The sequence below is a fragment of the Arthrobacter sp. NPDC057013 genome (assembly GCF_042674585.1).
Taxonomy (GTDB): domain Bacteria; phylum Actinomycetota; class Actinomycetes; order Actinomycetales; family Micrococcaceae; genus Arthrobacter.
This window is the reverse complement of record NZ_JBHUSE010000016.1, coordinates 26,027-46,540: the sequence shown is the minus strand read 5'-3', so window position 1 is coordinate 46,540 and position 20,514 is coordinate 26,027. Positions and strand designations below refer to the sequence as shown.

Here is a 20,514-nt window from a genome sequence, read left to right as displayed (position 1 = left end):
ACAGCCCGAAGTAACCCGTGGCTCCCTTAGGGTGAAACGCACAATGTGGTCTTCGGCACAGACTTCGCCGCCCGGCCACCCCCACAAAACCTGCAATCAAAACAAGGATGGCGCAGCCATGCACGCAGACCAACAACTGTCGAAATCCCTAAAGCCCCGGCACCTGTCGATGATCGCCATCGCCGGCGTCATCGGTGCCGGCCTGTTCGTCGGCTCCGGCGCGGCCATCCAGCAGGCCGGTCCCGGCATCCTGCTGGCCTACATGGCCGCAGGCATCGTGGTCATCCTGGTCATGCGGATGCTTGGCGAGATGGCGGCCGCTAACCCCGAAACCGGATCCTTCTCCACCTACGCGGACAAGGCGCTGGGCCGCTGGGCCGGTTTCAGCATCGGCTGGCTCTACGCGTGGTTCTGGATCATCGTGCTGGGCATCGAAGCCACGGCCGGCGCCGCGATCATGCACCGCTGGGTGCCCGGCATCGACCAGTGGGTCTGGGCCCTGGCGCTCATGGTCCTGCTCACGCTGACCAACCTGGGCTCGGTGAAGTCCTACGGGGAGTTCGAGTTCTGGTTCGCTTCCATCAAGGTCACGGCCATCATCCTGTTCCTCCTTTTCGGCGTCGCAGCGATCCTCGGCCTGGTTCCGGGTGTTCCGGCACCGGGCCTGAGCAATCTGACGGGCAACGGCGGCTTCCTGCCCAACGGCCCGGGAGCCGTCCTGGCCGGAATCCTCGTGGTGGTCTTCGCGTTCTTCGGGGCTGAAATCGCCACCATCGCTGCCGGTGAGTCGGAAAACCCGGTGGAGGCGGTCAAGAAGGCCGTCCGGTCCACCGTCTGGCGCATCCTCGTCTTCTACATCGGCTCCATCGCAATTGTTGTCACGCTGCTCCCCTGGAACTCCGCGAACGTGGCCAAGAGCCCGTACGTGGCCGTCATCGAGCTGTTCGGCATCCCAGGCGCGGGCACCATCATGGACATCGTGGTGCTGACTTCGGTGCTGTCCTGCCTGAACTCGGGCCTCTACACAGCCAGCCGCATGCTGTTCTCACTGTCACAGCGCGGCGACGCCCCCAAGTCCTGGACCCGCATCTCCAAGCGCGGGGTGCCCGCCGCGGCGGTGCTGGCCTCCACCGTGGTCGGCTTCGTCACCGTGGGGCTCAACTACATCGCCCCGGACACCGTCTTCCTGTTCCTGGTCAACACCTCCGGTGCCATCGCGCTGTTTGTCTGGCTGGTCATTGCCGCGTCCCAGCTGGTGCTGCGCCGCCGGATGGGGGCCGCGGCCAAGGACCTCACGCTGAAGATGTGGTTCTTCCCCTACCTCACCTGGCTGGCGATTGGCAGCATCGTGGCGCTCGTTATCGGCATGGTGATCCTGGAGTCCACCCGCGAGTCGCTCCTGCTCTCCGTGGCCCTGGCGGTCGTGGTGGTCGGCATCGGTGTGTGGCGCTACCGCAAGGGCGGACCGGGGCGGGCTGAGGCGACGGCCGCTTCGGCAACACCCGCCGAAACCGCAGACGCAGGCGTGGGGTCCGGCCCGGCGTCGTAATTCCCTCATCCTTCCCTTTTGAACCATCCGCCCGGTTGGCCGCAACGGCCTGGCCGGGCGGATGGTTTTTGTGTCGGGTCAGCCCTGCCGGGGGGCGAACATGATGACGGCGACGCCAACGAGGCAGACGGCGGCGCCGATGAGGTCCCAGCGGTCGGGCCGGAAGCCGTCCAGAAGCATGCCCCACACCAGGGAACCGACGATGAAGACCCCGCCGTACGCCGCGAGGACCCGGCCGAAGTGGGCGTCAGGCTGGAAGGCGGCCACGAAACCGTAGAGCCCCAGCGCCACAATCCCGAGTCCGGCCCACCACCACGCCTTGTCCTCCCGCACGGCCTGCCAGATCAGCCAGGCCCCGCCGATCTCGGCCACCGCGGCAAGGGTGAAAAGGAGCACGGATTTCAGAATCGTCATGGCTCCAGTATTCCGCCGGTTTTCCACATAGCCGGGGCGGCGCTTCCGGCCCGCCAGGGGGGCCAGTAGCCTAGGAGCTGTCCGAATCGTGGAATTCCTCCCCGATGCACTAAGATAGTGAAGTCTGTGCTGCGCCCTGGTCCATTTTTGGATGCGGGTGTGCACGGCATCGCAAATGAACCTCCTGTTACGGAAATACCGTAACCGCTTAGCCCAAAGGAGGTGGGTTCACATATGCGTCCTTACGAATTGATGGTAATCATCGACCCCGAGGTCGAAGAGCGTACCGTAGAGCCGTCGCTTCAGAAGTTCCTGAACGTCATCACCAACGATGGTGGAACCATCGAAAAGGTTGACATCTGGGGCCGTCGCCGTCTGGCTTACGACATCAAGAAGAAGTCCGAAGGTATCTACGCCGTGGTGAACTTCACCGCGACGCCGGCTACCGCCAAGGAACTTGACCGCCAGCTGGGTCTCAACGAGACCATCATGCGCACCAAGATCATCCGCCCCGAAGAGCAGAAGGTTGTTGCTGAGTAATATCAGCTCCCAATTTTCATTCTTTACCCCGCAGGAACGAACAAGGAGGCAGTAGATGGCAGGCGAAACCACTATTACGGTCATCGGTAATCTCACCAATGACCCCGAACTGAGGTTCACACCGTCAGGTTCGGCAGTAGCGAACTTCACCATCGCGTCCACGCCTCGCACCTTCGACCGCCAGTCCAATGAGTGGAAGGACGGGGAAACCCTGTTCCTCCGTGCTTCGGTCTGGCGCGAGGCAGCAGAAAACGTCGCCGAGTCCCTCACCAAGGGCACTCGCGTGATTGTTTCCGGCCGTCTGAAGAGCCGTTCCTACGAAACAAAAGAAGGCGAGAAGCGCACCGTTATCGAGCTCGAAGTCGACGAAATCGGCCCGAGCCTGCGTTACGCGAATGCCAAAGTCAACCGCACCCAGCGCTCCGGCGGCCAGGGCGGTTTCGGCGGCGGCAACAGCGGCGGATTCGGTGGCGGTGGATTCGGTGGCGGCCAGGGTGCAAACCAGGGCGGCAACACCGGAGGAAACTGGGGCGGCAACCAGCAGCCCGCAGCGCAGGATGACCCCTGGGCCACGCCCGGAGTCAGCAATGCGGGCGGCGGCTGGGGGAACGGCCCGGATTCCGAACCTCCCTTCTAAAACACAAACAAAGGTCCGGCGCAGCAGCGCCAAAGCGTTCCCTGTGGCACGCTCTGCGCACGCCGCGGTCGGACCACCACCATCCCGTGGATCACGATTCACGGGCTCCCTAGAATAGGAGCTCCACGATGGCTAAGGCTGAACTCCGTAAGCCCAAACCAAAGTCCAACCCCTTGAAGGCCGCTGACATCACCGTCATCGACTACAAGGACGTAGCATTGCTGCGCAAGTTCATCTCCGACCGCGGAAAGATCCGCGCCCGTCGCGTCACTGGCGTCACGGTGCAGGAGCAGCGCAAGATCGCCCAGGCAATCAAGAACGCCCGCGAAGTTGCCCTGCTGCCCTACTCCGGCGCTGGCCGGGGCTAAGGAAAGGGATTAACTAACATGGCAAAGCTCATTCTGACCCACGAAGTAACCGGTCTCGGTGCTGCTGGCGACGTTGTCGAGGTCAAGGACGGTTACGCACGTAACTACCTGCTGCCCCGCGGTTTCGCCCTGACCTGGTCCAAGGGCGGCGAGAAGCAGGTTGAGTCCATCAAGGCTGCCCGCACTGCCCGCGAGCACGCTTCCCTGGAAGATGCTCAGAAGCAGGCCGCCGCTCTGTCCGCCAAGCCGGTCAAGCTGGTTGTCAAGGCCGGCGAAAGCGGCCGCCTGTTCGGCACGGTCAAGCAGGCCGACGTCGCCGACGCTGTTGAGGCCGCAGGCCTGGGCAGCATCGACAAGCGCAAGGTTGAACTGCCGGCTCACATCAAGTCGGTCGGTTCCTACCAGGCCAACGTCCGTCTGCACGACGACGTTGCCGCTGTGATCGAACTCGACGTAGTCGCAGGCAAGTAGCAGGTCCGGCTTTCGCCGGATCTGCTCCGCAGTCCTGAACTGCTGACGGCCCCCGCCGTCGGATTCCTCCGGGAAGCCGACGGCGGGGGCTTCGTCGTTCCCGCCACTTCCCCGCCGGCTTCCTACCGGCGGTGCAGAACGGTGGTGCCGTAGCGGTAGCCGAGGCTGATCAGTTCGGCCAGCACGGCTTCATCGACGTCGGCGAGCCTGTTGATGTAGAGGCAGCCGGCGCCGGTCTTGTGCTTGCCCAGACGCTCGAGCAGTTCAGCCGCCTCCGGCGCATTGGTCAGGCCGTACAGCGAGAGGCTGGCCTTGCGGGGCGAAAACCCCACCGCTGCTGTGTCCCCCTCCCGCCCGGTGGCGTACTTGTAGTGCACCCTGCCGAACCCGACGATGGTGGGACCCCACATCTCCGGTTCCTGGCCCGTCAGTTCCGCCATGAGGGTACGGAGGCTCGCGCCGTCCTGCCGGCGCACGGGGTGCTCCACGGCTGCGATGAAGTCATCCGCCGAAACGCCTGTCACCTGTGTCTTGTTCTCCGCCATGGACGCAGTGTACTGAACCGGGTGCCGGGCGGCGGAATAAACGCCGCTGCTGCCGGGTTGAGCGAATAGATGCATATGCATATACAGCGCCAAACAGAGGAGACCGCCATGGAGACCCGCCGCATAACCGTTCTGTCCGCCGGCCTGGGAGTGCCGTCGTCGAGCCGCCTGCTGGCCGACCAGCTGGCCGCCGCCGCCACCCGGGAGCTGACGGCCGCCGGTTACGAGGTGGTCACCGACGTCGTTGAGCTTCGCGACCTGGCCGTGGACATCGCCAACAACTTCGTCACGGGCTTTGCCCCGCCCCGGCTGGCGGAAGTGATCGCCGGCGTCGAGGCCTCCGACGGCATCATCGCGGTCTCACCGGTGTTCAGCGCGTCCTACAGTGGTTTGTTCAAGTCCTTCATTGACGTGCTTGACCCCAAGTCGCTGGACGGCAAAGCGGCGCTGCTGGGGGCCACCGGCGGAACGGACCGCCACCAGATGGTGCTGGACCACGCGATGCGCCCGTTGTTCAGCTACCTGCGCACGCGCACGGCCGCCACTGCCGTCTTTGCCGGCCCCCAGGACTGGGGAAACACGGACGACGGCGGAACGCCTCTTTCGGTGCGGATCGAACGGGCGGCGGCAGAGTTCAGCCGCCTCCTGGAAGGGGACCAGCCGGGCCGCAAACCGGCCCTGGCGGAGTCTCTGCCCTTCGAGCAGCTGTTGGCGGGCATCTCAGGCGGCCGGTAACGCGAACTAATCCCGGCACCCGCTCGTTGTGCCGGGCATGAAATGTCCCATTGATTCTTCGGACCTGGTCATGAGCGAACGCAGCGGGGTCGAAATTGACTACTGCCCGCAGTGCCGGGGTGTATGGCTGGACCGCGGCGAACTGGACAAGATCATCGACCGGGTCAACACGGGGGTGCCGGCTGCACCCCCGGCGCCCGTTCCTCCCGCTCCGGCGTCACCTGCCCCCGGCATGGTTCCTCCGCCGCTGTACCGCGACTTCGACCCCGGCGTGAACAGCCGCGCTACGACGACCGCAGTTACGGCAAGGGATACGACCGCGATTATGACCGCCGCCGCAACAAGAAGAAGGAAGGCTGGCTGGGGGACCTTTTCGACTTCTAGCCGGCTGCGGCCGCGGTAGCGAGCCGCGACGGTTGGGCGCGGCGGTCAGTCGTCCAGCAGGGCGATGAATTCGCGCGCCTGCTTCATGGTGATGTCCGAGTGCCGGGTCAGCGCGGTGGCGGCTGCTTCGATGTTGCCGCTCTTGGCGAGCGTGCGGATGCGGCCGTAGATCTCGTCATTGAGCATGTTGCTGCTGACCTCCCGGGTCACATCGCCTTTGCTGGCGATGGCCCGGTACCGGTATGGGAAGCGCTGCGGCGGCTCGTCGTCGTCCTCGGGTTCGCTGGGCTCCTGTGCCGGGGAGCGGAAAGGCTGCGGGTGGGCTGCCAGCGCCGCCACCGCGTCCCGCGATGCGCGCAGGCCCTGCCCCGACACCTCGTAGTACAGCTTGATCGCGGCCATGGCCTGGCCCTGCGCGATGAGGGCATACAGCCGCCGGTGTTCGTCCTCGGACAGCTTGGCTGCGGCTTCCCTTGCCAGCTCTGCTGACTCTGCAGGCGGTTTGGCCGGCTCCCTGACCGTACGGCGGCGGCGGCTCAATGCACGTGCCGCCAGGGCCACGGCGACAGCCACGGCCACGAGGATCAGGAAGGGGATCAGGAGCGATTCCATGGTTACAGCCGATCTACATATTGCTTGGCGGTCAAAAGGTTGGAGTGGGTGGCCTGGCGCAAAAGCCTGATGGCCTCGAGCTTCTGCCCATTGCGCACCAATGTCTGTAGCTGTAGCGCCAGCTGCGGGGTCAGCATGGTCCCGGGCGAAGGCGCCGGATGATGCTCATGCTGCTGGATCTGCTGCTGCCGGTTCTGGCTCGGCAGGGCCGCCGCCTCCATGCGTGCCCGGGCCGCCAGGGCCGCCTGAACCTGGGCTGCGTAGTGGGCTTGGGAACGCCGGGCCAGCTCCAGCTGGTAGCGGTCTGCGTCGGACATTCCTCCGTCACGCGGCTTCAGTGCCGTGGCAAATGCCCAGAGGGTTGCGGCGAGGACAAGGGCAGGAACCAAGACTGTCAGAACGTCGCCCATACCTAGAGCTTAACGCCACATCCGCGTTATCCACAGCATATGCCCGGCCGCGCATGGGGCGGGCGGGCGGTGACGCGGGTTGGGGCCCCCGGAGGAAAGATTCCTCGGGATGGCATGCATGAAGCCGGGCCCCGTGCATATGCCGGTGATGCCCATCACAAAGTGGGAATGTACGCGGCAAAATCGCCCTCCGAGGGCGGAATTACCCGCCGGTATCCCCAGCTGACGGTTAAGGCTGTGGATGAAGGTTTCGGCAAAAATTAAACTTGTCCACAGCAGGAATCCGGTGTTTTCGCAGGTCAGCGGCCATATATGCCGAAAAGAAAATTTGTATCCACAGCTTTGCCCACAGACTGTGCACAAGCAGCAGTATCTTGTGCACACGTTATCCACAGAGGTGCGGAACTGCGGGCTTTGTGAGTGGCCAGCTGGGCGCTAACGTTGCGGAGACACCCCATTCGGGTGGGTTTTCCCTTCTGGCCTGAAGGCCGGAGCGGGCGGTTGCCCGGACTCCGGGAGCTTCGTGCTGCCCTGTGGAAAACCTGTGGATGAGGCGTCGCCGGGGGTCAACAGCCCGGACCGAAAAATGTCAGGGCCTGCTGGTGTAGTTGCATTAGCCCGGGCAGCAGTTTAGCTGCGCGATCTACCCACGGCACACGGCACACGCGCCGCAGTCCTCCTGCACGGACTGCGGACACAATGGAGGACGGCAGCTTTGTCAGTTACGCACCTGGACTCAATCGAAGGTACCCGCGAATCCGAAGGCAGCCGTAAACCTCCCCAGGACATCCCCGCCGAACAGTCCGTCCTGGGCGGCATGATGCTCTCCAAGGACGCCATTGCGGACGTCGTCGAGATCCTGCGCGGGCAGGACTTCTACCGCCCCGCCCACGAAACCATTTACGAGGCCGTCATCGACCTCTACGGCCGCGGCGAACCCGCGGATGCCGTCACGGTGTCCGATGAACTGACCAAGCGCGGCGAGATCAACAGGATCGGCGGTCCCGCCTACCTCCACGAGCTCATTCAGACGGTGCCCACGGCCGCCAATGCAGGTTACTACGCGGAGATCGTGGCCGAGCGCGCCGTGCTCCGGCGGCTGGTCAACGCCGGCACCAAGATCGTGCAGCTCGGCTACGGGCAGGACGGCGAGGTGGAAGACCTGGTCAACCAGGCCCAGGCGGAGGTCTATGCGGTCGCCGAGCGCCGGACGGCGGAAGACTACGTTGTCCTCAAGGACGTCATGGAGTCCACCGTGGATGAGATCGAGGCGTCCGGCCACCGCGGCGAAGGCATGGTGGGCGTCCCCACGGGCTTCTATGAGCTGGACGAGCTGACACACGGGCTGCATCCGGGCCAGATGATCGTCATCGCCGCCCGGCCTGCGGTGGGCAAGTCCACCTTCGCGCTGGACTTTGCACGCTCCGCCGCCATCAAGAACAACCTGAGTACGGTGATGTTCTCCCTGGAAATGGGGCGCAACGAGATCGCGATGCGTCTCCTGTCGGCCGAGGCCACTATCGGCCTGCAGGACCTCCGCAAGGGCACCATCAAGGATGAGCAGTGGTCCAAGATCGCCACGACCATGGGGCGGATGAATGATGCCCCGCTGTTCATCGACGACAGTCCCAACATGTCCCTCATGGAAATCAGAGCCAAGTGCCGACGCCTCAAGCAGCAGCACGACCTCAAGCTGGTGATCCTTGACTACCTGCAGCTCATGAGTTCGGGCAAGAAGGTGGAGTCCCGCCAGCAGGAAGTCTCCGAGTTCTCACGTGCTCTGAAGCTGCTCGCCAAGGAACTCCAGGTCCCGGTTATCGCGTTGTCGCAGCTGAACCGTGGTTCCGAGCAGCGCCAGGACAAGCGCCCCATGGTTTCCGACCTGCGTGAATCGGGGTCCATCGAGCAGGACGCCGACATGGTGATCCTGCTGCACCGCGAGGACGTGTACGACAAGGAGTCCCCGCGCGCCGGTGAAGCGGACATTCTCGTGGCGAAACACCGTAACGGCCCCACCAAGGACATCGTGGTTGCCTTCCAGGGCCATTACTCGCGGTTCGCCAACATGGCAGGGGATGCCGGCGCAGGCGGCGGCTTCTAGGCTGCGCCCGTGTTGCTAGCGCGGTTGTGACTGCAGCAGGTGGTTGGGCAGCCTGTTTCCCGGAGCTGCTGCCCGAATTTCCAGCAGCTCCCGTGCGTGGGCATGGAGCCTCTTGTCCTCCCCGGACACCGGGGTCCATGCAGGAATGGGGACCGAGGTCCCCTCGGCGTCACGGGCAACCATTACCGTGAGGCAGTACGTGGTGAGGTTCAGTTCCCGGCCCTTGGGGTCTCCTGAGCGGACGTGTACCGCAATGTGCATGCCCTTGGTGCCCGTGTAGACCAGCCGGGCCTCCACCTCCACTACGTGGCCGATCAGCAGCGGCCGGTAGAACCGGACTCCGCCGGAGAAGACAGCCACCGTGTCCCGGCCGCAATAGCGCGAAGCGCAGACATATGCGGCCTCGTCGATCCATTTCATGACGATGCCGCCGTGGACTTTGCCGCCCCAGTTCACGTCGGTGGGCGCGGCCATGAACCGCAGGACGACGCGCTCGGCTGTGCCGGCGTCGGTATATTCCTGTGCGCTCATGGCTTTGACGATCTGTTCGCGGATCCCGATCCGGGCCAGGGCGTGGTCCCGCTCTTCCAGTTCCGCCGCCGTCACCGGCTCGAACTGCTTCACCGGGACGGGTTTCCCGTCCTCGCCAACCGCCACAAAAATCACCATGCACTGGCTGCGCATGGTCGCTGGCCCGCCCTTGGGGTCCCCGGAGGAAACCACCGTCCGGATGTGCATGGAGGAGCGGCCCGTGTAGACGATGGTGGCGGTGACCTCGACCATGTCGCCGACATTCACCGGGTCTGCGAAGTGGATGTTCCCCACATAGGCCGTGACGCAGTAGGACTGGGCCCAGCCCACGGCGGCCGCGTAGGCCGCCTTGTCCACCCACTCGAGCACCGTTCCGGCGTCAACGGACCCGCTGTGGCCTACGTCCATGGGGGCGGCCAGGAAGCGGAGGGTTACTGAGTTGGCGGCAGTCTCGCTCATGGTCGCAGTTTACTGACCGCTGTCCCGGGGGCTGATCCCGGCCTTCACAAACGCAGGGATCGACGCCATAAGGCCGGCGAACCGGGCATTCGACGTCATGGCGGGTTGGCAAAGCACTAACGATAATGATTATCATTAGTGCCATGATGATGAGACGATCTTCCCACCGCAGCAGGACGCCGTATGGGGCGCCGCTGGCCGCGGCCTGCGGCGCCGCCCTGCTGCTCTCGGGTTGTGCCGCCGGCCCCGCGCAGAGTTCCACCCAAAGTTCCGCCAGCCCTTCCCAAGGGCCACAGGCCGCAGAACCTACCGAGCTTCGCGCTCCAAAACCCCGCCTGGCCTACACGTACGCCGGCGGTGTCGGAGTGCTGGATGCAGCCACCCTTGAACCGGCGGGAGACGTTGCGCTGGAGGGCTACAACCGCATTAACCCGGCCGGCGACAACCGCCACATCCTGGTGGCGGCGGGCGACTCGTTCCGCATCCTCGATGCCGGAACCTGGACCGAGCGGCACGGCGACCACGGGCATTCCTACGCGGCCCAGCCCGCGCTGACGGAGCACGCGTTCGGGGCCAGCAAACCGGGCCACGTGGTGCGGCACGCCGGCAGGACCGTTCTGTTCAGTGACGGGTCCGGCAAGGTGGAGTCGTTCGAGTCGGCCGCCCTCGGAGCACTTGCCGAAGACGGCCTTCCGAAGACGGCAACGTACACGGCACCGGAGGCCCACCATGGCGTGGCGGTGGAGCTGGAGGACGGCAAGCTGCTGGTGACCGTGGGCAATGAGAACGCCCGCAATGCCGTGGCACTCCTGGGCCCGGCTGCTTCTTCCGGGGGAGATGCTTCTTCCGGCACGGCTGGCCTGGGCCGCAAGGAGATCCTCCGAAGCCAGGACTGCCCCGGCGTCCACGGTGAGGCGGTGGCCGGCGAAAGCACCGTGACCTTCGGGTGTGAGGACGGAATGGTGGTATTCAAGGAGGGCAAGTTCTCCAAGATCTCCAGTCCTGACCCCTATGGCCGGATGGGAAACCAGGCCGGTTCGCCGGTGTCGCCTGTGGTGCTCGGGGACTACAAGGTGGACAAGGACGCGGTTCTGGAGCGGCCCACACGGATTTCGCTGGTGAACACCGGCAGCAAAGCTCTGAAGCTGGTGGATCTTGGTACCAGCTATTCCTTCCGGTCGCTGGGGCGCGGGCCCTCCGGCGAAGCGCTGGTCCTCGGCACCGACGGCGCGCTCCATATCCTCAATCCGCTGACCGGCGCCACCGTGTCCACGGTGCCCGTCGTGCCGGCATGGCGGGAGCCCGAGGTGTGGCAGGATCCGCGGCCCACGTTGTATGTCCAGGGTTCCACCGCATATGTCACCGAGCCGGCAACCCGGAAGCTGCACGCCGTCGACCTGAAGGCGGGCAAGGTGGTCCGCACGGCAACGCTGGCCCACACGCCGGATGAACTGACCGGCGTCACCGGCTGAACAAACGACACGCTGAACAAAAGACACGCTGAACAAGCAACAAACGACGGCGGCCGCCCACCGGGCGCCGAAGCACCGGGCGAGCAGCCGCCGTCGTTGTTTTCCTGGTCAGTCGCCGCGTTGGAGCGGCGCTGCCCGGGAAGGTTACGCGAGAACCTTGAGCTTTGAGTCGCTGCGGCCGAACAGGGCGGCGTCCGCCGAGATGCGGCCCGCTCCGGCAAGGGCGATGGCCGCTGCTCCGGCTGCCAGCAGGAGGACCAGCTCGTAGCCGCCGGTGGCGACGAAAACTCCGGCGGAGGCGTGCACCAGGAAGAGGGCGCCCAGCATGTCCAGGGCGAGCAGGGCGGCGAAGATGCGGGTCAGGACGCCGAGGATGAGTGCGATGCCGCCCGCCAGTTCCAGGGTGGCGACGATCGGCGCGGCGACCTCAGCGGCCGGAACACCCATCTTGGCGAAGGATGCCTGCGTGCCGGCGATGGTGAATTCGCTGAACTTCTGCCAGCCGTGCGCGGCGAAGAGGAATCCGGCGATCACTCGCAGGATCGTCAGGGCTGTGGTGGTCTGGGTGGACTGGTTCATGGAGATTCTCACCGTTCGGATCGATTGGGGGGTTGTCTCTTTTGGGCGCGCGGTCCGGAGCCCGTCGGATGAAGCTTCCCTTCCACTGTCCCGAAGTTTTGTTGAAGTGTCAACTAATGTGTCGTGGTTATCTTTTATTTGCCGGTTAGGCTGAAACCGTGCCCCAATCGCCTTCCGCTACCGTTTCCACCCCAAAACCCGAGAGCCACGGCCGTGAAATCCTCCGGCTTGCCGTTCCGGCTTTTGGCGCGCTGATCGCCGAACCGCTCTTTCTGCTTGCCGACTCGGCGATCGTTGGGCACCTTGGCGTTGCCCAGCTGGCCGGGGTCGGGCTTGCCTCGGCGGTGCTGCATACGGCAGTTGGGCTGATGGTTTTCCTGGCCTACTCCACTACCCCGGCGGTGGCGCGGGCAGTAGGGGACGGCCAGCTTGGCAGGGCTCTGGCCGCCGGGCGCGACGGCGTCTGGCTCGCCCTGCTGTTGGGGACCGTGCTGGCGCTGGCAGGGTTCCTTGCCGCAGAGCCGCTGATCGGGCTCATGGGGCCGGGCCCCGAGATCCGCATGTTCGCCGTCGATTACCTGCGCTGGTCCATGCCCGGGCTGGTAGCGATGCTGCTGATCTTCGCCGGCACCGGCGTGCTCAGGGGGCTGCAGGACACCCGGACACCGCTGGTGGTGGCGACGGCGGGATTCACGCTGAACATCGTGCTGAACCTGGCGCTGGTTTACGGTCTTGGCCTGTCTGTGGTCGGGTCGGCCGTGGGAACGAGCATCGCGCAGTGGGCCATGGCCGCGGTGTATCTGGTGATGGTGCAGCGAAACGCCCGTCGTCACGGCGTTAGCCTGCTGCCCGACTGGCACGGCATCCGGGCCATGACCAAGGTGGGCTCCTGGCTCATGCTGCGGACCCTGAGCCTGCGTACCGCCATCCTCGCCACCGTCCTCGTGGTCACAGCCCAGGGTGCCGTGAACCTCGCTGCCCACCAGCTCGCCATGACGGTGTTCACCTTCCTCGCCTTCGCACTGGACGCCCTGGCCATCGCCGCGCAGGCGCTGATCGGCAAGGAGCTGGGGGCCTCCAATCCCGGAAAAGCCAGGATTCTGACCCGGACCATGATCCGCTGGGGTGCCGGCTTCGGTGTGGCCACCGGCGTGCTGCTGGCCCTGGTGGCCCCGTTCGCCGGTGCCCTCTTCACGTCCGACGCCGGCGTCCAGTCAGTGCTGACCGCGGCCCTCTGGGTACTTGCCGCGGGCCAGCCCCTGGCCGGGTACGTTTTCGTGCTCGACGGGGTACTGATCGGCGCCGGTGACGCGAAGTATCTGGCGATTGCCGGCGTCGTAAATCTTGCGGTGTACCTTCCGCTGCTGCTGGCGGTTCCGCTGGCCGGGGCCGGCGGCGCGGCGGCACTGGTTTGGGTGTGGGCGGCTTTTTCCCTAGGCTACATGACTGCCCGCGCCGTAACGCTGGGGCTGCGGGCCAGGACGGACCGCTGGATGGTGCTCGGGTCCTAGCCTGTTGCCCGGATTCGCCGGCACAGGCCGGCGCACTAAACTGGAGCGGTGACTTCCCCCGCAACCCCTGCTCAGTCCGACGTGCCTGCCCCTTCGGCGGAGCTGTGGAAACCTGCCCTGCTGCGGGCCGCTGCCGCGCTGGTGTTCGGCGCCGTGACAGTGTTCTGGGCGGCACCTTCGGTGACCGGCATGTCGCTGACGGGCGGGGTGTATCTGCTGGCCACAGGCCTGATCCTGCTGTGGGGCATTCCGCTGGCCGGTTTCCGCCGTGACGCTCCGGCCGGCCGGGTTCCGTCCGCCGGCGGAGCGGCCCTCACCGGTGCCGGCGTGGCCCTGCTGTTTTTGCCGGGCAGTCTGGTGTTCGCCGTGATCGGCGCCCTGGGGCTGGCCGCGGCGTCAGCAGCCGAGCTGTGGCTGGGCATCAGGTTCCGCGGACGGCATGTCCTGGCCCGTGACTGGCTGGCCTCCGGCGTCATCGGGCTGGGCACGGCCGGCACACTGCCGTTCTTCGTGGACCTTGGCCCGCACGCGCTGCTGGGGGTTGCCGGCGGCGGGGCCATCATCTCCGGCGTGCTTTGGATCCTGGCAGGCCTGTCGCTCCGGCATGATGCGCGGACGGACGCGTCAAAGGCCGTAAACTAGTACCAAGGGTTCTACTCGTTGTAGAACAGCCGTTGGCTGCCAGCAGCCCTTCAGGACCAGCACACAGCACAGCGGGCAGGCCGCATTGCGCCGCCCGCACGGGAGGAATCACCTTGGCACACCAGAAACCAGGAGAACCGCGCAATCTGCGGACCTCGGTCAAGGGACCCCTGATGTTCTCCGCCTTCTGGGCTGTGGTCGCTTTCTTCGCGGTACTGATCTTCGCCTCCGGCGGCAGCGCCCGGTCCCCGCGGTTCGACCTGGCGTTCACCGGCGCCGGCATCGCCTTCATTGTCACCCTGGTCATCGCCGCGATGCTGTCCATGAGCTACAAGGACAACGCCGCCCACCTGGGTAAGGGCTCGGGCATCAACCTGAGCTCGGCACGGAAGCCCTCACAGGGGCACGGCGGTCAGGGAACCCCGGGCCGCCCGGATGCCCCGGGCACTTCGGATTCGGCCGGAACCGGTGAGTCCGGGCCCGACGGCGGAGCCTCCTAGCGCCCGACGGCCAGTTGCCACCGGCGCCGGTTACCCTCCGCCGGCGCTGTTCATTCTCCGCTGGCGCGGCGTGCCCGGTAGGCCGCCACATGCGCCCGGTTGGCGCAGTTTCCCGTGTCGCAGTATCTCTTGGACCGGTTGCGGCTGAGGTCGAGTACCGCCGCGTCGCAGTCATCGGCTGCGCACACGAGCATGCGGTCCATCTCCTTGCTGCGGATCACGTCCACGAGCGCCATGGCCGCTTCCGTGCCCATCCTGTCCGCCAGCGGGGCATCGTGCGTGGTGGCGTGGAGATGCCAGTCCCACTGGTCGTGCTTGAGCAGCTGGGGGAGCGCCTGGGCCTCGCGCAACAGGCGGTTCACGCCGGCCACGGCCGTATCCTCATCCGCCGTCCACAGGGCAGCCAGCACCGCCCGCAGTGAGTGGATGCTGGCCAGTTCGGCGGCGTCATGGGTGCGGGAACCGGTGAAGCCCTCCTGCCGCAGGAACTCGTCCAAAGCCTCCACGGTGGGCAGGTTTTCCTCGCCGTTGGCGGCCGAGTTGATGAGGTTCACCACAAAGCGCAGCGAGACTTCCGTGTCAGGGGCAAAGACCACCTTGACTCCTTACAGTGCCGGGGCGTAGTGTCAGGACCAATACCCCACTTTACTCCTGACGGGAGGCGTCCGTGCCCGTATCGAACAACCGCGCCGAAACGGCCCTAACTTCGGTGGCGCCGGCTCCGGCGCGGCTTCCGGCCCCGGTTGCGGCTCCGGCTCCCGGGCAGGCCCGCCCGCCGGCTGAGGCTGCCGCTCCCGTTGCCCCTTCCGTTGAGGCCACGGCGAAGGTCACCGGCTTCGTTGCGTCAGGATTGGGTGTCGCCCTCTTTTCGTCCGCGATCTTCGGGCTTTCCGGCTCCTTTGCCAAGGCGCTGCTGGAAACCGGCTGGACTCCCGGGGCCGCCGTCACCGCCCGGCTGACAGGCGCCGCGCTCATCCTCGCCGTCCCCGCTGTGCTGGCGCTTCGGGGCCGGTGGCACCAGCTGCGGTCGAACTGGCTGACGATTGTGCTGTTTGGCCTGATCGGCGTCGCAGGCTGCCAGCTGTTCTACTTCAATGCCGTGGCCCGGCTGTCAGTTGGCGTGGCACTGCTGCTCGAATACCTCGGCCCGGTACTGATCGTGCTGTGGCTCTGGGTGGCCAGCCGGAAGCGGCCGCGCGCCCTCACCATCGCTGGGACGCTGCTGTCCCTGGGCGGCCTGGTCCTCGTCCTGGACCTCACAGGGGAGGTGAAGGTGGACGCCGTCGGCGTGCTCTGGGGCCTTGCCGCAGCCGTCTGCCTTGCCATCTATTTCTTCCTCACGGCCAAGCAGAACGACACGCTGCCGCCCATCGTCCTCGCATCGGGCGGGCTTCTGACCGGCGCCGCGGTCATGTGGCTGATGGCGGCCACCGGCCTTCTGCCCATGGCCATGAGCACGGCCGACACCACACTCGGCCCATGGACCACGCCGTGGTGGGTTCCGCTCGGCGGCCTTGTGGTGCTGGCCACCGTCCTGGCCTACGTCTCAGGAATCATGGCTGCACGTGCGCTCGGCACCAAGGTGGCCTCATTCGTCTCCCTCACCGAGGTCCTGTTTGCCGTGATCTGGGCGTGGCTGTTGCTTGGCGAACTGCCCGGTGCCATCCAGCTCGCGGGCGGACTGCTGATCGTGGGCGGTGTGCTGTGTGTCCGGCTGGATGAGCTCCGGGGAGCCAAAGCCGCGGCCCCGGCAGCGGTGAGCGGACCGCTTGACCACGCGAACGACGTCGAACCCGTCCCCTAAGTCCTCAAGTAAGTCGTCAAAAGCGGACCAGTCTCCCCGACGCACCCCTTAAATGCCGGAGGGCCGGACGCACCATGCGTCCGGCCCTCCGGTGCTTCCCGGGTTAGCGGGAGGCTTCCTCCTGCTGGGAAGCGTTGCGGCTGGCCTGCTTGCCGGCCTCGTCCAGGGCCTGCGCCACCTTGGCCAGGGCTGCGGCGTGCTGGCCGTGCCACTCGCTGCGGAACTTGTCGGCGTCCGGGCCCTTCCAGTCGGTGCCCTCGAGCACCTTGGTCAGCAGGGACTTCTGCTTCTCGATTTCATTCGAACCAGCCTGGAGCTTGGTGCCCAAGTTCTTCAGCTGCGCAATGTCTGCACCCCAAATAGCCATTACATTTCTCCTTTAATCAACGGACCCGAACCAGTCGGCATCCCCAGCGGCCTCCGGCTCGTCCGGAAGATCCATTGCCTAAAAACTATCCCCGGCCCGAAAGGGTGTCGATGGGCAGCGCTCCCCATGGAGACCTCCCCATGGTCACGTGACCCGCCCGAAGCGGGCCCGGAAGGGTCGATCCTCGGCGTTCCAGAGCCTAGCATGGGGGTATGTGCCGGAATATCCGTACCCTCCACAACTACGAACCGCACGCCACGTCTGAGGAGATCCATGCCGCGGCGCTGCAGTACGTACGAAAAATCAGCGGCAGCACCAAGCCGTCCAAGGCCAACCAGGAGGCGTTCGAGCACGCCGTGCACGAGATAGCGCACGTGACCCAACACCTGCTCGAGTCGCTGGTGACGCACGCTCCCGCGAAGGACCGCGACGAGGAAGCTGCCAAGGCGAAGGCCCGGTCGGCCGTCCGCTTCGGGACGGCCTAGGACCCGGCCACCTGACCGGGTATTACCTGCCGAAGCGGCGCAGCCTGAGTGAGTTGGCCACCACCAGCACCGAACTCGCCGCCATGGCCACGCCTGCCACCATGGGATTGAGCAGGCCGAGGGCGGCCACCGGAATGCCCACCGCGTTGTAGAAGAAGGCCCAGAACAGGTTGGTCTTGATGGTGGTCAGCGTGCGCCGGGACAGCTCGATCGCGGTTGCCACTTGCCCGAGGTCGTTGCCCATCACGGTCAGGTCGGCGGCCTCGATCGCCACGTCCGTGCCGGAACCCATCGCGATTCCGAGGTCGGCCTGCGCCAGAGCCGCAGCGTCGTTCACGCCGTCGCCCGCCATGGCCACCGTCGCGCCGGATGCCTGGAGCCGGCGGACGGCTTCCACCTTGCCCTCGGGGAGCACTCCGGCGAAAACATCGTCGGCGGTGATTCCGACGGCGGCAGCCACCTGGGCGGCGACGGCAGCGTTGTCGCCCGTGAGCAGCATGGGCCGCAGGCCCAGGGCCTTGAGACGCGCGACGGCCGCGGCTGATCCCTCCTTGACCGTATCCCGCAGTTCGATGACGCCGGCCGCCTCGCCGTCCACGGCCACCCAGATGGCAGTTGCACCGGACTCTTCCGCGTCCCGGAGCACCTGCTCCTGCGCCGGCGTTATCCCGACTCCGTTCTCCAGCAGCCAGCCGCTGCGGCCGGCTGCGACGTGTTGGCCTTCAACGGTTCCCACGACTCCGCCGCCGGGGGCGGAACGGAAGCCGACGACGGCGGGCAGGCCGGCGCCGTCGTTCGCGTCAGTGGCGTTGTGGCCGGCGTACGACCGCTGGCCCGCAGCGGGCACGGCGGATTTTGCGGCGGCAGCGATCGCCACGGCGATCGGATGCTCCGACGCCGACTCCACCGCCCCGGCCAAGCGCAGGACGTCAGGGCCGCTGAACGGGGCAAACGCGGCCACGGCGTCCACGGACAGTTGCCCGCGGGTGACGGTTCCGGTCTTGTCCAGCAGGATGGTGTCCACGGTCCGGGTGTCCTCCAGGACCTGCGGACCCTTGATGAGGATGCCCAGTTGTGCGCCGCGGCCCGTGCCGGTCAGGAGGCCCACGGGGGTGGCCAGGCCAAGGGCACAGGGGCAGGCGATGACCAGCACGGCCACGGCGGCGGTGAAGGCCGCGCGGAGTTCGGGGCCCGTGATGTCCGGTCCGGCGGCAAGCAGCCAGCCGGCGAAGGTGAGGACGGCGATGGCCAGGACCACGGGCACGAAGACCGCGCTGATGCGGTCAGCCAGCCGGGCGATCGGCGCCTTGCCGGTCTGGGCCTGCGACACGAGCCGGCCCATCTGGGCCAGGGTGGTTTCGGCGCCGACGCGCGTGGCCCGGACCAGCATCCGGCCGGAGGTGTTGATGGTGGCGCCGGTGACAAGGCTGCCCGGCCCGACGTCCACGGGAACCGATTCGCCGGTGACCAGCGATGCGTCCACCGCCGAGATGCCGTCCACCACCACGCCGTCGGTGGCGATCTTCTCGCCCGGGCGGACCACGATCACGTCCCCGACAGCCAGCCGGTCCGCCGGGATCTTCACTTCGGCACCGTCCTGCAGGATGGAGGCGTCCTTGGCGCCGAGGTCCAGAAGGGCACGGAGCGCGTCGCCCGCCTTCGACTTGGCGTTCGCCTCCAGGAACCGGCCCAGCAGAAGGAACGTGGTGACCACGCTGGCCACCTCGAAGTAGAGGCCGCCGGAACCAGCACCGCCCATCTCTTCCATGCCGGGATGTTCGGTCAGGCGGGGAAAGGTAAGGAGCTGCCAGGCGGAGAACAGGTAGGCCGCGATCACGCCGAGTGACACCAGCGTGTCCATGGTGGAGGCGAAATGGCGGGCGTTGATGGCGGCCGCCCGGTGGAACGGCCACGCCGCCCAGCTGACCACGGGCAGCGCCAGGCCACCGGCCACCCAGCCCCAGCCGGGGAACTGGAACGCCGGGAACATCGAGATCAGGAACACCGGCACCGTCAGGACTGCCGCGGCGAACAGGCGCGGCTTGAGCTCAGAGGCCTTGCCGCCGTGGGCCATGTGGTCTTCGTGGTGCGCCGCACCGTCCTCCGGTTGACCACCCCGTTCCTCCGGCGGTCCGCCATGCTCCGCGTGCTCGCTCGTACCTCGCGTAGACGCACGCTCCCGCATACCGGCACCGCCGTGGCGGGTTGGTTCAGTGGGGTCGTCGTGGAGGGGTCGTTTGATTCGGGCTTTGTAGCCGGCTGAGGCTACTTGGTCTGTGATCTGCTGGTCCGTGATGGTGACCGGGGCTGTTACGTGGGCCGTTTCGAGGGGCAGGTTGACCGTGGCCTCAACGCCTTCGAGCTTGGCGAGCTTCTTTTCCACACGGTTCACGCATGACGCACAGGTCATGCCCTCAACGTCCAGTTCGATCACCCTGCGGGGGTTGCCTGCGGGAAGGTGTTCGGTGCCCATGGCTGGTCCTTCTCTGGAGGTGCTTTGTGCTCTGGTGCTGTGGTTTGGTGGCCCTGGTGCGGATGGAAGGCGGGCTTAGGCCTCGTTGGCCACCACCAGATAGCCCGCCTCAGCCACTGCCTCGCCGATTTCGGAGGGGGAGAGCTGCTGCGTGGAGGTGATGGTGACGGTGGTAATGCCGCCGGCTTTGAGATCGATGTCGATCTCCTCGACGCCGGCCAGCGCCTCGAGCTCTTCAGTGACGGCGGAGACACAGTGGCCGCAGGTCATGCCGGAGACGGAGACTTTGGTGGAGATGGTGCTCATTGCTGGCTCCTCGTTGCTGCGCTGGCTGGGTTGGCCAGCTTGGTGGGTGGTGGTTGTGCCGCTAGCGCAGCAGGCGCCCGATGGCACCTGCCGCCTCCTTGACCTTAACGTCGATGGCTTCAGCCCGGAGATCAGGGTCAGGTTCGGAGGCCGCCCCGACAACGCAGTGGCCGATGTGTTCCTCCACGAGGCCCAGGCTGACGGCGTGCAGGGCCTTGGTCACGGCCGCGACCTGCGTCAGGATGTCGATGCAGTACTTGTCCTCCTCGACCATCCGCGCGATTCCCCGGACCTGCCCCTCAATCCGCCGGAGCCGGCGCAGGTACGCGTCTTTGTCCCCCGTGTAGCCGTGCCGCGCGGATTCAGCAATCGCTTCTTCGTTGGACGCCGCTGGCGTCCGTCCTTGGGAAGTCTCCATGTCCTCAAGCTATACCCCTAGGGGGTATCCGTCAAGGAGTGGTGCGCGACGTCACAACAGTGGAAAGTTGAAGTTTTCGGGCAACAAAAAGCTCCGGAGCGCGTTATTGGGGGATACGCACTCCGGAGCAGTCTTTGGGAGGCCGTGGATCAGCCTGCCTGTTCAGCTTACTTGCCGGTAGCCACGTTGGCCACCACCTCG

24 protein-coding genes and 1 pseudogene are annotated in these 20,514 nt (G+C 66.2%); 14 read left to right on the top strand and 11 right to left on the bottom strand.

Features of this window, described 5'->3' with window-relative positions; translation table 11 throughout:
* Positions 1-118: 118 nt before the first annotated feature.
* Positions 119-1,549 carry an amino acid permease gene (locus ACFTSA_RS17955; protein WP_377952988.1) on the top strand — a complete coding sequence of 477 codons (1,431 nt, stop codon included), beginning with the start codon at positions 119-121 and terminating at the stop codon, positions 1,547-1,549.
* A 78-nt stretch (positions 1,550-1,627) separates the two neighbouring features.
* Here ACFTSA_RS17955 and ACFTSA_RS17950 read toward each other — a convergent pair whose 3' ends face one another.
* Positions 1,628-1,963: a YnfA family protein gene (locus ACFTSA_RS17950; RefSeq protein ID WP_190602852.1), complete on the bottom strand. Its 336-nt coding sequence runs from the start codon at positions 1,961-1,963 to the stop codon at positions 1,628-1,630.
* Between the two features lie 234 nt (positions 1,964-2,197).
* On the opposite strand from ACFTSA_RS17950, the gene rpsF reads away from it, so the two are divergent.
* From rpsF to rplI, 4 genes are all read left to right on the top strand, one after another.
* The gene (rpsF, locus tag ACFTSA_RS17945) at positions 2,198-2,503 is read left to right on the top strand and encodes a 30S ribosomal protein S6 (RefSeq protein WP_003800148.1); all 306 of its coding nucleotides are present in this window, start codon (positions 2,198-2,200) and stop codon (positions 2,501-2,503) included.
* 55 nt (positions 2,504-2,558) lie between these two features.
* Positions 2,559-3,140: a single-stranded DNA-binding protein gene (locus ACFTSA_RS17940; protein WP_377952987.1), complete on the top strand. Its 582-nt coding sequence runs from the start codon at positions 2,559-2,561 to the stop codon at positions 3,138-3,140.
* A gap of 128 nt (positions 3,141-3,268) precedes the next feature.
* Positions 3,269-3,508 carry a 30S ribosomal protein S18 gene (gene rpsR, locus ACFTSA_RS17935; RefSeq protein ID WP_003800144.1) on the top strand — a complete coding sequence of 80 codons (240 nt, stop codon included), beginning with the start codon at positions 3,269-3,271 and terminating at the stop codon, positions 3,506-3,508.
* Positions 3,509-3,526: 18 nt separating this feature from the next.
* Positions 3,527-3,979: a 50S ribosomal protein L9 gene (gene rplI / locus ACFTSA_RS17930; RefSeq protein WP_377952985.1), complete on the top strand. Its 453-nt coding sequence runs from the start codon at positions 3,527-3,529 to the stop codon at positions 3,977-3,979.
* A gap of 122 nt (positions 3,980-4,101) precedes the next feature.
* Here the strand turns inward: rplI and ACFTSA_RS17925 are convergent, their stop codons facing one another.
* Positions 4,102-4,524 carry a DUF1801 domain-containing protein gene (locus ACFTSA_RS17925; RefSeq protein ID WP_377952984.1) on the bottom strand — a complete coding sequence of 141 codons (423 nt, stop codon included), beginning with the start codon at positions 4,522-4,524 and terminating at the stop codon, positions 4,102-4,104.
* 108 nt (positions 4,525-4,632) lie between these two features.
* Between ACFTSA_RS17925 and ACFTSA_RS17920 the strand changes: the two genes are divergently transcribed.
* Both ACFTSA_RS17920 and ACFTSA_RS17915 read left to right on the top strand, forming a co-directional pair.
* Positions 4,633-5,259, top strand: a complete 627-nt coding sequence (locus tag ACFTSA_RS17920; protein WP_377952982.1) for an FMN reductase — start codon at positions 4,633-4,635, stop codon at positions 5,257-5,259.
* A gap of 37 nt (positions 5,260-5,296) precedes the next feature.
* Positions 5,297-5,643 (top strand): annotated as a pseudogene (locus ACFTSA_RS17915) (zf-TFIIB domain-containing protein).
* A 45-nt stretch (positions 5,644-5,688) separates the two neighbouring features.
* Here ACFTSA_RS17915 and ACFTSA_RS17910 read toward each other — a convergent pair.
* Together ACFTSA_RS17910 and ACFTSA_RS17905 are read right to left on the bottom strand one after the other, a co-directional pair.
* On the bottom strand, positions 5,689-6,255 hold the full coding sequence (locus tag ACFTSA_RS17910) for a hypothetical protein (RefSeq protein ID WP_377952981.1): 567 nt from the start codon (positions 6,253-6,255) through the stop codon (positions 5,689-5,691).
* A 2-nt stretch (positions 6,256-6,257) separates the two neighbouring features.
* Positions 6,258-6,665, bottom strand: a complete 408-nt coding sequence (locus tag ACFTSA_RS17905) for a hypothetical protein (RefSeq protein WP_377952979.1) — start codon at positions 6,663-6,665, stop codon at positions 6,258-6,260.
* 715 nt (positions 6,666-7,380) lie between these two features.
* Between ACFTSA_RS17905 and dnaB the strand changes: the two genes are divergently transcribed.
* A complete protein-coding gene (dnaB, locus tag ACFTSA_RS17900; RefSeq protein ID WP_377952977.1) occupies positions 7,381-8,766 on the top strand; it encodes a replicative DNA helicase in 1,386 nt (461 codons plus the stop codon).
* A 15-nt stretch (positions 8,767-8,781) separates the two neighbouring features.
* On the opposite strand, the gene ACFTSA_RS17895 is transcribed toward dnaB, so the two are convergent.
* Positions 8,782-9,756: an acyl-CoA thioesterase gene (locus ACFTSA_RS17895; protein ID WP_377952976.1), complete on the bottom strand. Its 975-nt coding sequence runs from the start codon at positions 9,754-9,756 to the stop codon at positions 8,782-8,784.
* Between the two features lie 143 nt (positions 9,757-9,899).
* Here ACFTSA_RS17895 and aztD point away from each other — a divergent pair, with 143 nt between their 5' ends.
* On the top strand, positions 9,900-11,228 hold the full coding sequence (aztD, locus tag ACFTSA_RS17890; RefSeq protein WP_377952975.1) for a zinc metallochaperone AztD: 1,329 nt from the start codon (positions 9,900-9,902) through the stop codon (positions 11,226-11,228).
* A gap of 144 nt (positions 11,229-11,372) precedes the next feature.
* Here the strand turns inward: aztD and ACFTSA_RS17885 are convergent, their stop codons facing one another.
* On the bottom strand, positions 11,373-11,807 hold the full coding sequence (locus ACFTSA_RS17885) for a DoxX family protein (protein ID WP_377952973.1): 435 nt from the start codon (positions 11,805-11,807) through the stop codon (positions 11,373-11,375).
* A 158-nt stretch (positions 11,808-11,965) separates the two neighbouring features.
* Here ACFTSA_RS17885 and ACFTSA_RS17880 point away from each other — a divergent pair, with 158 nt between their 5' ends.
* The 3 genes from ACFTSA_RS17880 to ACFTSA_RS17870 all read left to right on the top strand — a co-directional run bounded on the left by ACFTSA_RS17880 (position 11,966) and on the right by ACFTSA_RS17870 (position 14,460).
* On the top strand, positions 11,966-13,318 hold the full coding sequence (locus tag ACFTSA_RS17880; RefSeq protein WP_377952972.1) for an MATE family efflux transporter: 1,353 nt from the start codon (positions 11,966-11,968) through the stop codon (positions 13,316-13,318).
* 48 nt (positions 13,319-13,366) lie between these two features.
* Positions 13,367-13,960 (top strand): hypothetical protein, encoded by a 594-nt coding sequence (locus tag ACFTSA_RS17875; protein ID WP_377952970.1) that lies wholly within the window; start codon positions 13,367-13,369, stop codon positions 13,958-13,960.
* 113 nt (positions 13,961-14,073) lie between these two features.
* Positions 14,074-14,460: a hypothetical protein gene (locus ACFTSA_RS17870; RefSeq protein ID WP_377952969.1), complete on the top strand. Its 387-nt coding sequence runs from the start codon at positions 14,074-14,076 to the stop codon at positions 14,458-14,460.
* Positions 14,461-14,510: 50 nt separating this feature from the next.
* On the opposite strand, the gene ACFTSA_RS17865 is transcribed toward ACFTSA_RS17870, so the two are convergent.
* Positions 14,511-15,056, bottom strand: a complete 546-nt coding sequence (locus ACFTSA_RS17865; RefSeq protein ID WP_377952968.1) for a CGNR zinc finger domain-containing protein — start codon at positions 15,054-15,056, stop codon at positions 14,511-14,513.
* Between the two features lie 254 nt (positions 15,057-15,310).
* Between ACFTSA_RS17865 and ACFTSA_RS17860 the strand changes: the two genes are divergently transcribed.
* Complete coding sequence (locus ACFTSA_RS17860; protein ID WP_377953050.1) at positions 15,311-16,264, top strand: DMT family transporter; 954 nt, start codon at positions 15,311-15,313, stop codon at positions 16,262-16,264.
* A 103-nt stretch (positions 16,265-16,367) separates the two neighbouring features.
* Here ACFTSA_RS17860 and ACFTSA_RS17855 read toward each other — a convergent pair whose 3' ends face one another.
* Positions 16,368-16,631 (bottom strand): hypothetical protein, encoded by a 264-nt coding sequence (locus tag ACFTSA_RS17855; protein ID WP_307098374.1) that lies wholly within the window; start codon positions 16,629-16,631, stop codon positions 16,368-16,370.
* A 212-nt stretch (positions 16,632-16,843) separates the two neighbouring features.
* Between ACFTSA_RS17855 and ACFTSA_RS17850 the strand changes: the two genes are divergently transcribed.
* Positions 16,844-17,116 carry a DUF2277 domain-containing protein gene (locus ACFTSA_RS17850; protein ID WP_377952967.1) on the top strand — a complete coding sequence of 91 codons (273 nt, stop codon included), beginning with the start codon at positions 16,844-16,846 and terminating at the stop codon, positions 17,114-17,116.
* A 22-nt stretch (positions 17,117-17,138) separates the two neighbouring features.
* Here the strand turns inward: ACFTSA_RS17850 and ACFTSA_RS17845 are convergent, their stop codons facing one another.
* The 3 genes from ACFTSA_RS17845 to ACFTSA_RS17835 all read right to left on the bottom strand — a co-directional run bounded on the left by ACFTSA_RS17845 (position 17,139) and on the right by ACFTSA_RS17835 (position 20,313).
* Positions 17,139-19,589 carry a heavy metal translocating P-type ATPase gene (locus ACFTSA_RS17845; protein ID WP_377952966.1) on the bottom strand — a complete coding sequence of 817 codons (2,451 nt, stop codon included), beginning with the start codon at positions 19,587-19,589 and terminating at the stop codon, positions 17,139-17,141.
* A 75-nt stretch (positions 19,590-19,664) separates the two neighbouring features.
* The gene (locus ACFTSA_RS17840) at positions 19,665-19,895 is read right to left on the bottom strand and encodes a heavy-metal-associated domain-containing protein (RefSeq protein ID WP_377952965.1); all 231 of its coding nucleotides are present in this window, start codon (positions 19,893-19,895) and stop codon (positions 19,665-19,667) included.
* A 61-nt stretch (positions 19,896-19,956) separates the two neighbouring features.
* Positions 19,957-20,313: a metal-sensitive transcriptional regulator gene (locus ACFTSA_RS17835; RefSeq protein WP_377952964.1), complete on the bottom strand. Its 357-nt coding sequence runs from the start codon at positions 20,311-20,313 to the stop codon at positions 19,957-19,959.
* Positions 20,314-20,514: the final 201 nt, after the last annotated feature.

Bases quoted from the DNA above. Each gene is read 5' to 3' on its own strand.
- ACFTSA_RS17940 (WP_377952987.1), top strand. From the start codon at position 2,559: ATGGCAGGCGAAACCACTATTACGGTCATCGGTAATCTCACCAATGAC.
- ACFTSA_RS17905 (WP_377952979.1), bottom strand. From the start codon at position 6,665: ATGGGCGACGTTCTGACAGTCTTGGTTCCTGCCCTTGTCCTCGCCGCA.
- ACFTSA_RS17925 (WP_377952984.1), bottom strand. From the start codon at position 4,524: ATGGCGGAGAACAAGACACAGGTGACAGGCGTTTCGGCGGATGACTTC.
- rpsF (WP_003800148.1), top strand. From the start codon at position 2,198: ATGCGTCCTTACGAATTGATGGTAATCATCGACCCCGAGGTCGAAGAG.
- rpsR (WP_003800144.1), top strand. From the start codon at position 3,269: ATGGCTAAGGCTGAACTCCGTAAGCCCAAACCAAAGTCCAACCCCTTG.
- ACFTSA_RS17885 (WP_377952973.1), bottom strand. From the start codon at position 11,807: ATGAACCAGTCCACCCAGACCACCACAGCCCTGACGATCCTGCGAGTG.
- ACFTSA_RS17840 (WP_377952965.1), bottom strand. From the start codon at position 19,895: ATGAGCACCATCTCCACCAAAGTCTCCGTCTCCGGCATGACCTGCGGC.
- ACFTSA_RS17895 (WP_377952976.1), bottom strand. From the start codon at position 9,756: ATGAGCGAGACTGCCGCCAACTCAGTAACCCTCCGCTTCCTGGCCGCC.
- aztD (WP_377952975.1), top strand. From the start codon at position 9,900: ATGATGATGAGACGATCTTCCCACCGCAGCAGGACGCCGTATGGGGCG.
- ACFTSA_RS17950 (WP_190602852.1), bottom strand. From the start codon at position 1,963: ATGACGATTCTGAAATCCGTGCTCCTTTTCACCCTTGCCGCGGTGGCC.
- ACFTSA_RS17910 (WP_377952981.1), bottom strand. From the start codon at position 6,255: ATGGAATCGCTCCTGATCCCCTTCCTGATCCTCGTGGCCGTGGCTGTC.
- ACFTSA_RS17850 (WP_377952967.1), top strand. From the start codon at position 16,844: ATGTGCCGGAATATCCGTACCCTCCACAACTACGAACCGCACGCCACG.
- ACFTSA_RS17955 (WP_377952988.1), top strand. From the start codon at position 119: ATGCACGCAGACCAACAACTGTCGAAATCCCTAAAGCCCCGGCACCTG.
- rplI (WP_377952985.1), top strand. From the start codon at position 3,527: ATGGCAAAGCTCATTCTGACCCACGAAGTAACCGGTCTCGGTGCTGCT.
- ACFTSA_RS17835 (WP_377952964.1), bottom strand. From the start codon at position 20,313: ATGGAGACTTCCCAAGGACGGACGCCAGCGGCGTCCAACGAAGAAGCG.
- ACFTSA_RS17920 (WP_377952982.1), top strand. From the start codon at position 4,633: ATGGAGACCCGCCGCATAACCGTTCTGTCCGCCGGCCTGGGAGTGCCG.
- ACFTSA_RS17845 (WP_377952966.1), bottom strand. From the start codon at position 19,589: ATGGGCACCGAACACCTTCCCGCAGGCAACCCCCGCAGGGTGATCGAA.
- ACFTSA_RS17855 (WP_307098374.1), bottom strand. From the start codon at position 16,631: ATGGCTATTTGGGGTGCAGACATTGCGCAGCTGAAGAACTTGGGCACC.